Raw genomic sequence first — 9,445 nt, forward strand, 5'->3', positions numbered from 1 at the left:
CCCAGCTCGGGGACCTCGCGTTCGGCGAGTACTACGAGCCGTTCACCGCGGAGCCGCTCGGCAGCCACAACCAGTCGTGGACCGCGGCCGTGGCCCTCGACTGGATCGCCGAACGGGCCGACCCGCCGCCGTCAGGCGTCAGGCGGTCGTGACCACCAGTTGGGGCGCGTGGGCCGGGTCCTCGCGGCTGCTGCCACGACCGGTGCCCAAGGCCCTCGTCTCACCGGATCCTCCCCCAGCCGGAACAGCCTGAAAATGGGCCGGACGGGGCGCCGGGTCGTCATGCGATCGGATGACCCCGACCGGGTGACCCCGACCGGATGACTCAGCGGTCGAGTTCGCGCAGCCGGGCCGCGACGAGTGCGCGCACGATGTCCTCGGGCAGCGGCTCGTCCACCGGGAAGTGCAGCGAGCCCTTGGTGCCGCCGTAGCCGGCCAGCTCAGCGCCGAGGCCGGGGATGGTCGAGCCGCTGTGCGGCAGGTAGCTCAGGTGGTTCTTGAACGCGGCGAAGCCGGCCACGGCCTTGCCGTTCACAGTGAAGGCCGGCATGCCGTAGGAGATGCACTCCTCGGCGTCGGGCAGCAGGGCCCGCAGGATCCGGCGCAGGTGCTCGAGAGTGCTGCGCTTCGGTTCGTCCACCCCGGCGAGGTAGCGGTCGACGTCCTCCACGGTCATGCTCCGAGTCTCGCACCGCGCCCGCGGCCGGTGGTTCGCCCGGCGCCCCGGCACCGGATCCCGTTGAGCACAACGGGCATATCGGGGTTGATCGCCGCGACCATCTGCATTTTCACGACATGCCGATATCCGACATGTCAGCTCTTGACCGATTGCCACCCCTGCCCTTACCTTGTGTCCAGCGAGGCCAATTTCACACCGATTTCACCCAGATCGTCTGCGCCTCGCCTGTCTCGACCCAGCTTCCGACGGATCCCCCGCCCGCCGGACGCTGGGCCGGCGAGCACTCCCCACCTGGCGATGACGCCTGCTTCGACGACCGCGGGGACCATGGAGAACCGCGATGACGACCGACTGCGCCACGAGCCGCCGCCTGCGGCCGGCGCCCATGCTCGGCGTCGCCGATGACGACGCCACCCCGGACCCCGAGTTCGTGGCCCGGCTCCGTTCGCGACTCGTCGCCGCCGCGGGCCGACGGCCCGGTACCGGCCTCGCCGACCCGGGAACGTGGTGAGGCGCGGTCCACGGGGGACACGACGACTCATCACGACCGCAGCCGGGTTCGGGCTGGCCGCGCTCGTCAGCATCACCGGCCTGACCGCATCGGCCGCATCGCACTTCACCGAGCCGAGCCGGGCCGACTGCGGCAGCGCCCACGTCATCGTCGCGGCCGGGCGCGAGCTCTGCACCCATGGCGACGACTCCGACCTCCGCACCGCCGCCGCGTCGGCCGAAGCACCGGACACCGCGGACCTCCTCGTCGCCGCCGGCACCGCGACCGGCGACGGGTCGCTGTCCCGGCGCGCGATCCCGTGCCACGGCGACGGGACCTCCGGTGACCGCATCGCCTTCTACTACGGCTATCTGGCCGGGCACCCGAACCGCTACTCGTGGGCCCGGGCCCGGCTCGTCACCGCGATCGAGCAGGCCAACGACATCGTCTACCGATCGGCCCGCGAGAGCGGGGGCTGGCGCTACCTGCGCGTCCTCACCGACACCCGCTGCCGGCCGATCATCACCCCGATCGCGCTCCCGGCCCAGGCCGCCCACGACTTCGGCCGGACGGTCAGCGCCGCCCAGGGCGCGCACCTGTCGGCCACCAACCGCAAGTACGTGATCTTCGTCGACACCGGCTACTACTGCGGGCTCGGCACGCTGAGCGTCGACGACCGGCCCGGCGTCATGAACGCCAGCAACACCGGCCCGTCATGGGCGCGGGTCGACACGTCGTGCTGGAGCGGTCCGACGACGGCGCACGAGATCTTCCACATGCTGGGCGCGGTGCAGGCCTCGGCCCCGCACTACGACGGCACCGGTCACTGCACCGACGACCACGACCTCATGTGCTACCAGAACCCGGGTGGCCGGCGGCTGATGATCAGCTGCGGCAGCATGCGCGAGGAGGACCGGCTCGACTGCCACAAGGACGACTACTTCAACACCGCCCCCCGCACCGGCAGCTACCTGGCCCGGCACTGGAACACGGCCGAGAGCGCGTTCCTCTACGGCGGCGGCCCGGCCCGGCCGGTTCCCCCGGCCGCGGTCCGCAGCGCCGCGGCGACGATGTCGACGCTCACCGGCGCGCAACTGACCTGGAGCGCGCCGCTGAACAGCCGGGTGACCTCCTACGTCGTCACGCGCAACGGGACCGTCGTGCAGCGCGGCATGTGGACCCACTTCACCGACACCGATGCCAGCGCCGGTGCGAGCTACCAGGTGCAGGCGGTGAACGAGGCCGGCTCCGGTCCGGTCGCCGCCGCGACGGCCGCGCTTCCGCTGCCGGCCGCGCCGACCACCGTGAGCAGCTCGGGCACGACGGTCACCTGGAATGCCGACACCCTGCTGACCGCGGGATTCGCGCTCTACGGCCTCGGGGCGGACGGCACGCTCACCCCCATCACCGACGTCGACGCCTCCGCCCGCACGGCGAGCGACCAGACGTTCTTCCTGTTCCGCTCGTGGACGCGCTACCGCGTGTGCGCCGTCAACGCGACGGGGCAGCGCTGCGCGGACACGCCGTAGCCGGCGGCGCCACCTACCGGCTGAGCGCGGTCTCCTCGTCGAGACGGCGCAGCTTGTCCGGGTTGCGCACGGCGAAGACGCGGCTGATCCGCCCGCCGTCGAAGGCGAAGCCGATGACGGTGTCGACGGCCCCGTCGATGACGATCCGGGCGCCCGGTGCGCCGTTGACGAGCACCGCCTCGACCACGGCGGTCGGCGCGAACCGCACGAATCCTCCGAGCAGGTTGACGATCTTCTTCGCGCCCGCGACCGGCTGCCGCACGGCGTTCGCGACGCCACCGCCGTCGGCGATGAGCACCGCATCCGGGGCCAGCGCATCCATCAGCCCCTGCAGGTCACCGGTCCGCAGGGCCGCGAGGAAGCGGCTCACCACCTGGCGCTGCTCACCCCGATCGACCTCGACCCGCGGGCGTCCGGCGGTGACGTGCGAGCGCGCGCGATGCGCGATCTGGCGCACGGCGGGCGACGACTTGCCGGTCGCCGCGGCGATCTCGTCGGACGGCAGGTCGAACACCTCGCGCAGTACGAACACCGCCCGCTCGGTCGGTGTCAGCGTTTCGAGCACCGTCAGCATCGCGAGTGACACGCTCTCGGCCAGCTCGACGTCGTCGGCGACATCGGGGGTTGTCAGAAGCGGCTCGGGCAGCCACTCGCCGACGTAGTCCTCCCGGCGACGGGACAGCGTGCGCAACCGGTTGAGCGCGAGCCGGCCGGCGATGCGCACGAGATAGGCGCGCGGGTCGCCGACATCGGCGCGACCGGCCCCGCCGATGCCGTCCCACCGCAGCCAGGTCTCCTGCACCGTGTCCTCCGCGTCGGCGGCCGAGCCGAGCAGCTCGTAGGCGACTGTGAACAGCAGGCTGCGGTGGGCGACGAAGACCTCGTCGTGGGTCATACGGCCGAGCGTAGGCCGGGTTCCGCGAGCGGGCGGAGATCGCACGAGGCGGCGTATCCCTCGGACTCGATGCCGAGCGCGACGTTGCCGCGGGCGTTCATGTTGGCCAGCGCGATGAACGCGGTCAGCTCGACCAGGGCGGCCTCCCCGAGCTCGCCCGACAGTCCCTCGACCATCTCGTCGGAGACGTTGGGCGGGGTCAGGGTCATGGCCTCGGCGTAGCCCAGCACGGAGCGTTCCAGCGGGGTGAACGCGTTCGACTCGCGCCAACGCGGCACCTCGCGCGCCTTGTCCAGATCGAGGTGCTCGTTGAAGGCCTGGAAGTAGCCGAAGTCGAGGCACCAGCCGCAGCCGATCTGCGCGGCGACCGCCATGTGGGCGAACGACTTCAGGCCGAGGTCGCAGGCGTCCCACTTGCCGGCCTTGGCGCCCATCCCCATGGTCGCCTTGAGCACCGACCGGTTGTGCCAGTACACGCCGAGCGGCTCCGGCACCCGGCCGAGCACCTTCTTGCTGTACCGCTTGACCAGGGCGCCGTACAGGCCGCTGATCTCGGCCGGTGGGATTCGCGTCGTACTCATCTGTCCTCCTCGTGACGTGGTGTCGACATGAAGACACCGGCGGCTCACGAGATGTGACATCCGGTCCGGTCAGGTGGTCAGGCGGGTCACCTCGGCGAGCAGGTGCGACACCTGGCCGGTGACGCTGAACCGCTCGCGGGCGTACCGCGCGGCCACCGGCCCGCGCGCCGACTTCCAGTCGGCCGCGAGAGCGGTGCGGATCGCCTCGGCCAGTTCGGCGGCGAGCAGCGCCCGGTCGTCGGTCTCGGGGACGAGGGTGCCGACCTCGGGCGTGACGAAGTCGCGCGGACCCCCGGAGTCGGCGCCGATCACCGGGGTGCCGCAGGCCATGCACTCGACGAACACGAGCCCGAACGGCTCGCGGTAGGACGGGAAGCAACCGACGTCGGCAGACGCGAACAGGCGGGCGAGCTCGTCCTGGCCGCGCGGGCCGAGGAAGTAGGTCTGCCGCAACCCGAGTTCCTCGGCCAGCCGGTGCAGTTGCTGCTGGGCCTTCGCCGGGCCGGAGCCGATGACGAGGGTGACGATCCGGCGTTCGTCCTGCTCGTACGCTGCGGCCGCGCGCAGCAGCGCGTCGAGCCGCTTCCAGTCGGCGAACTTGCCGCAGAACGCGACGACGGCGTCGAAGCCGTCCGGCGCGATCGGCCCGGGTTCATCGCCGCTGCCGTCGAGCGGCTGCGTGCTGAAGCCGGCCAGCACCGCGGCCCGGTCGGCGCCCTCAGGGAGCGGCGTGAAGACGTCCTGGTTGTACCCGTTGGGCGACAGCACCACCCGCTCGCGCGGGAACTGCGGGAACACGTCGAGCAGTGCGTCGACCTGCTCGGCCGAGATGGCGGCGACGACGTCGACGCCGTGCTCCGGGTCGGCGAAGTCGAAGATCTTCTCGCGTTGCATGAACGGCAGGAAGCGCAGCGGGAACTCGTCCGGCTGGTCCCCGCGACGCTCGTTGTCGAACATCTTGAGCTCGGTGCCGTGGGCGAAGCAGAGCAGCGTCATGCGCGGCCGTCCGGCCGCCACCCGCCGCCGGTTGACGTCGCGCAGCACGACGGTGTTCATGAAGGCGTGGTGCGCGATCGCCAGGCTGAACACCTCGCCGGTGCGGGCCTCGATCTCGTCGATCCACCCCGCGACCGCGTCGGTGAGGCGAAGGCGGTAGGCGGCGACCTCCGCCTCGCTCATCGAGTGCCAGCGGTAGCTGCTGACCGGCGATACCGACTCGCAGATCGGGATGTCGTGCTCGAGCGGGAAGACGTGCACGTCCTCGTCGGCGAAGCGCTGGCGGCGCGAGGGATACATCGAGTAGCAGCGCACGCCGGGCAGTGCGTTGTACGCGTGATGGTGGGACTCGTGCAGGATGCCGGACCCGGGCGCGAACTCGCCGCCGCGCTGCCAGTTGTTGGTGCCAAGTTGAAAGATCAACGTGTCGGACACCGTCCGAGCCTAGGGCGCGGGGCCGGCACACACGCCCGCCACGCGCATTAAGCATCGACAGCCGACTTCACGCAGGACTTATGCGGGACCTTTGGCACCCTGCCCGTCGGAATTCCCGCGGATAGGCTGACCCCGTCCGATCTCCGGTATCGCCCCGAAGGGCTGCCCGGGGCAGCGGATATGGGGTATACAAGCTGTACAACGGCTTTACAACAGAACACATCGCCCGAATCACGTGGGCGGTGAACAATCGGGGGATTGTATGACTTCGGGCAGCCGGGGGGCTGTCGGGGACGAGGTCGGAGCGGTGGCTCTGCCACCGCACGCCGGCCTGCGGCTGCCGACACGACGCCCAACACATGACCAGCCGATCGGGCCACCGAGCGGGATCCGCTGGATGCGCCGTTACCAACTGTTGCTCGTCGGTATCGACGGCCTCGCGGCCCTGACCGCGATCGTCGTCGCCTTCGTCCTCCGCTTCGCGCTGCTGTCCGACGCGTCGATGCCGAGCAACCGTTTCTATGCAGCCATCGCCGTGCTCGCTCCCCTCGCCTGGGTCGCGTGCGTCGCCGCCAACAGCGGCTACAAGGATCACTTCGTCGGAGTCGGCTCGACCGAGCTGAACCGGCTCACCCGCGCCGGCGTCCACTTCGCCGCGGTCTCGGCCGTGGTCGCCTGGGCGACCGGCACCTATGTCTCCCGCGGCTTCGTGCTGCTGGCGCTGCCTATCGGCATCGTGCTCGACCTCGCCGGACGCTGCCTCGCCCGCGCCTGGCTGCACAGCCAACGGCGCCGGGGCCGGGCGGTCACGTCAGTGCTCGCCATCGGCAACCCGACCTCCGTCGCCGTCCTGTCGCGCCTGCTCGACCGCGACCGGCACGCCGCGATGACGATCGTCGCTGCCGCGCTGCCCAGCACCCTGGAACTCCTCGACGTCGACACCGAGGTCCTCGACGAGGTCGGCGTCCCGATCGTCGGCACCGACGAGAACCTCGCCGGCGCGCTGGCAACCTCCGGCGCGGGCACCGTGGTCGTGCTGTCCGGCGAGCTCAGCTCCGAACGGCTGCGCCGGATCGCCTGGCAGCTCGAGGACACCCCGATCTCGCTCGTGGTCTCCCCCGGCCTCGCCGAGGTGGGCGGGGCCCTGCACGTGCAATCCGTCGCCGGGCTGCCCCTGCTGCATGTCGAGCCGACGATGCTGCGCGGGTTCGCCGCGATGCTCAAGCACCTGTTCGACCGGTTGACCGCCGCGGCGGCGTTGGTGATCCTGCTGCCGCTCTTCGCCGCCGTCGCCGTGGTCGTGAAGCTCGACAGCCCCGGCCCGGTGCTTTTCCTCCAGACCCGCGTCGGTCGCGACGGCCGGCTGTTCCGGATCGTGAAGTTCCGCTCGATGCGGGTCGACGCCGAGGACCACCTCGCCGAACTGCAGGACCACAACGAGCACGGCAGCTCGCTGCTGTTCAAGATCCGCAACGACCCGCGCGTCACCCGGGCCGGGCGCTACCTGCGCCGCTACTCCCTCGACGAGTTGCCGCAGCTGATCAATGTCGTCCGCGGCGACATGTCCCTGGTCGGGCCGCGGCCCCCGCTGCCGAGCGAGGTCGCCGGGTACGGCGACGACCACCGCCGTCGCCTGCTGGTGAAGCCGGGTCTCACCGGGCTCAGCCAGGTGAGCGGCCGGAGCGACCTCGGCTGGGACCAGAGCGTGCACCTCGACCTGCGTTACGTCGAGAACTGGTCCCTCGGCCTCGATGCGCGGATCCTCGCGCGGACCGTCTCGGCGGTCATCCGTTCCTCCGGAGCGTACTGACAGCGACGAACTGAGCCGATCGCGTGCCGGCGCGACCCAGTTCGCCCACGATGGCCAGGAAGGGAACAGCAGCCATGCGGTTTCTTCTCGTTCAACACCGCCCGCCGGTTCGGGTGCCGCGCGCCCTGATCATCATCCAGAACCTGTCGGTGCCGACCGATCGCCGCGTCTGGCTGGAGTGCCAGGCCCTCGTCCAGGCCGGATGGGGCGTCACCGTCATCTGCCCGCGCGGCGCCGGCGAGGCGGCGCACCGCGTGCTCGACGGTGTCTCGATCCACACCTACGCGCCGCCGCGTCCGGCCGCCGGGCTGCTCGGCTTCCTCTGGGAATTCACCTACTGCTGGCTACGGGCCGCCGCGCTCTCGGTGAAGGTCGCACGCAACGAGGGCTTCGACGTGCTGCAGGCCTGCAACCCGCCCGACACCTACTGGCTGCTCGGCCTCGGGTACCGGATGTTCGGCAAGCGATTCGTCTACGACCAGCACGACCTCTGCCCCGAACTGCTCGAGGTGAAGCTGGGCCGGCGGGGTGGGCCGCTGCACCGCGTGCAGGTCTGGCTCGAGCGGGCGAGCTACCGCACCGCCGACCACGTGATCGTCACCAACGACCACGGCCGCATGCTCGCCAACACCCGCGGCGGGGTTCCGCCCGAAGGGGTCAGCATCGTGCGCAGCGCCCCCGACCCGGATGTGATGGCGCGCGGAGCGGCCGCGCCCGAGCTTCGCAACGGCCGCGAGAACCTCGTCTGCTACCTGGGCATCATGGGCGCGCAGGACGGCGTCGACCGACTGGTCAACGCGATTGACCATTACGTCCACACGCTGGGACGACACGACACCCAGTTCGGGTTGCTGGGGTTCGGCGACTGCCTCGACGACCTGCGCCGCCAAGTCACCCGCCGCGGCCTCGACGACCACGTCACGTTCACCGGCAAGGTCGCCGTGCCGGAGATCACCCGGTGGCTGTCGACGGCCGCACTCGGTGTCACGCCGGACCCGAAGAACGACTTCAACGACTACGCCACGATGAACAAAACCCTGGAGTACATGGCCTACGGCCTGCCGGTCGTCTCCTTCGACCTCGTCGAGACCCGGCGCTCGGCCGAGGACGCCGCCCTCTACATCGACCGCGACGACGACCTCGCCTTCGCGCAGGGCATCGCCGCCCTCATCGACGACCCCGCGCGGCGACGGCTGATGGGCAAGATCGGACGCGCCCGCATCGAGGACGACTTGTGCTGGTCGGTGCAGGCCCGCACCTACGTCGAGGTCTACGAGCAGCTGGCCGGCGTCTCGCCGGCGAAGGTGCGCACCGGCTGATCCAGATCGTCGCGGGCCCGGAACCATTCGGTCGTCCGGCGCAGGCCTTCGACGAGAGGCACCTTCGGTCGCCAACCGATGAGGTCGTGCGTCTCGGCGATGTCGGCGCGCCGCGCGTCCTCCAGCTCGCGGTCGGGGACGGCACCGAAGCGCGGCTCGACCTTCGCATCGGTGAGGTCGGCGAGCAGTTGCACGACGGTGCGGATGCTCGCGAGCTCCCCCGAGCCGATGGCGATGGTGTGACCGTCGGCCCGCTCGCTCAGCGCGGCGGCGAGGTAGGCGTCGACGACGTCGTCGATGTAGATCCAGTCGATCAGACGCGTGCCACTGGTCAGCGCCGGCGCCTCGTGGCGCAGGAGCGACGTCGTGACGTACGGGATGAGCTTCGACCCGTCGCGCTGCTCGGGGCCGTAGACCATGAACGTGCGCAGATTCACGACCGGGAGCCCGTAGAGAGCGTGGAACATCCGGGCGTAGACGAGGCTCGACGTCTTGGCCGCCGAGTAGGGCGAGCCGGGCACGCCGTTCGTCGCCCCGTCGTCGACCTGCTCGTTCGAACCGGCGAGCAGCACCCGTGGCCGGCCGGAGCGGCTCGCGCTGGTCAGCACGTTCACGGTGGTCAGCAGGTTGTCGCGCAGCGTCGTCGCCACGAGATCGAGGTCGCGGCTACCGCTGACGTGGCTGGCCAGGTGGAACACGAGATCGGGGCGG

9 protein-coding genes are annotated in these 9,445 nt (G+C 70.9%); 4 read left to right on the plus strand and 5 right to left on the minus strand.

Annotated elements, in window-relative coordinates; translation table 11 throughout:
* Positions 1-325 precede the first annotated feature (325 nt).
* The gene (locus VGN18_RS08520) at positions 326-676 is read right to left on the minus strand and encodes a DUF1801 domain-containing protein (protein WP_327539245.1); all 351 of its coding nucleotides are present in this window, start codon (positions 674-676) and stop codon (positions 326-328) included.
* A 343-nt stretch (positions 677-1,019) separates the two neighbouring features.
* Between VGN18_RS08520 and VGN18_RS08525 the strand changes: the two genes are divergently transcribed.
* Together VGN18_RS08525 and VGN18_RS08530 are read left to right on the plus strand one after the other, a co-directional pair.
* Positions 1,020-1,190 (plus strand): hypothetical protein, encoded by a 171-nt coding sequence (locus VGN18_RS08525; RefSeq protein WP_327539246.1) that lies wholly within the window; start codon positions 1,020-1,022, stop codon positions 1,188-1,190.
* Positions 1,187-2,698: a fibronectin type III domain-containing protein gene (locus VGN18_RS08530; protein ID WP_327539247.1), complete on the plus strand. Its 1,512-nt coding sequence runs from the start codon at positions 1,187-1,189 to the stop codon at positions 2,696-2,698. The genes VGN18_RS08525 and VGN18_RS08530 overlap by 4 nt, the downstream gene beginning before the upstream one ends.
* A 13-nt stretch (positions 2,699-2,711) precedes the next feature.
* Here VGN18_RS08530 and VGN18_RS08535 read toward each other — a convergent pair whose 3' ends face one another.
* From VGN18_RS08535 to VGN18_RS08545, 3 genes are all read right to left on the minus strand, one after another.
* Positions 2,712-3,593 carry an RNA polymerase sigma-70 factor gene (locus VGN18_RS08535; protein WP_327539248.1) on the minus strand — a complete coding sequence of 294 codons (882 nt, stop codon included), beginning with the start codon at positions 3,591-3,593 and terminating at the stop codon, positions 2,712-2,714.
* On the minus strand, positions 3,590-4,174 hold the full coding sequence (locus tag VGN18_RS08540) for a carboxymuconolactone decarboxylase family protein (protein ID WP_327539249.1): 585 nt from the start codon (positions 4,172-4,174) through the stop codon (positions 3,590-3,592). Before VGN18_RS08540 ends, VGN18_RS08535 begins: the two co-directional genes overlap by 4 nt.
* Before the next feature lie 69 nt (positions 4,175-4,243).
* Positions 4,244-5,605 (minus strand): glycosyltransferase, encoded by a 1,362-nt coding sequence (locus tag VGN18_RS08545; protein WP_327539250.1) that lies wholly within the window; start codon positions 5,603-5,605, stop codon positions 4,244-4,246.
* 397 nt (positions 5,606-6,002) lie between these two features.
* Between VGN18_RS08545 and VGN18_RS08550 the strand changes: the two genes are divergently transcribed.
* Both VGN18_RS08550 and VGN18_RS08555 read left to right on the plus strand, forming a co-directional pair.
* A complete protein-coding gene (locus VGN18_RS08550; protein WP_327539251.1) occupies positions 6,003-7,415 on the plus strand; it encodes a sugar transferase in 1,413 nt (470 codons plus the stop codon).
* Positions 7,416-7,528: 113 nt separating this feature from the next.
* Positions 7,529-8,734, plus strand: a complete 1,206-nt coding sequence (locus VGN18_RS08555; protein WP_327539252.1) for a glycosyltransferase family 4 protein — start codon at positions 7,529-7,531, stop codon at positions 8,732-8,734.
* Here VGN18_RS08555 and VGN18_RS08560 read toward each other — a convergent pair.
* On the minus strand, positions 8,686-9,445 hold a 760-nt coding region (locus VGN18_RS08560; protein ID WP_327539253.1), incomplete at its 5' end, for an NAD-dependent epimerase/dehydratase family protein. The two genes, VGN18_RS08555 and VGN18_RS08560, sit on opposite strands and share 49 nt — an antisense overlap.

Source organism: Jatrophihabitans sp., assembly GCF_036000465.1.
In the GTDB taxonomy this organism is placed as follows: domain Bacteria; phylum Actinomycetota; class Actinomycetes; order Mycobacteriales; family Jatrophihabitantaceae; genus Jatrophihabitans.

Coding starts and splice junctions, on each gene's coding strand:
- VGN18_RS08520 (WP_327539245.1), bottom strand. CDS start 676: ATGACCGTGGAGGACGTCGACCGCTACCTCGCCGGGGTGGACGAACCG.
- VGN18_RS08525 (WP_327539246.1), top strand. CDS start 1,020: ATGACGACCGACTGCGCCACGAGCCGCCGCCTGCGGCCGGCGCCCATG.
- VGN18_RS08535 (WP_327539248.1), bottom strand. CDS start 3,593: ATGACCCACGACGAGGTCTTCGTCGCCCACCGCAGCCTGCTGTTCACA.
- VGN18_RS08540 (WP_327539249.1), bottom strand. CDS start 4,174: ATGAGTACGACGCGAATCCCACCGGCCGAGATCAGCGGCCTGTACGGC.
- VGN18_RS08550 (WP_327539251.1), top strand. CDS start 6,003: ATGCGCCGTTACCAACTGTTGCTCGTCGGTATCGACGGCCTCGCGGCC.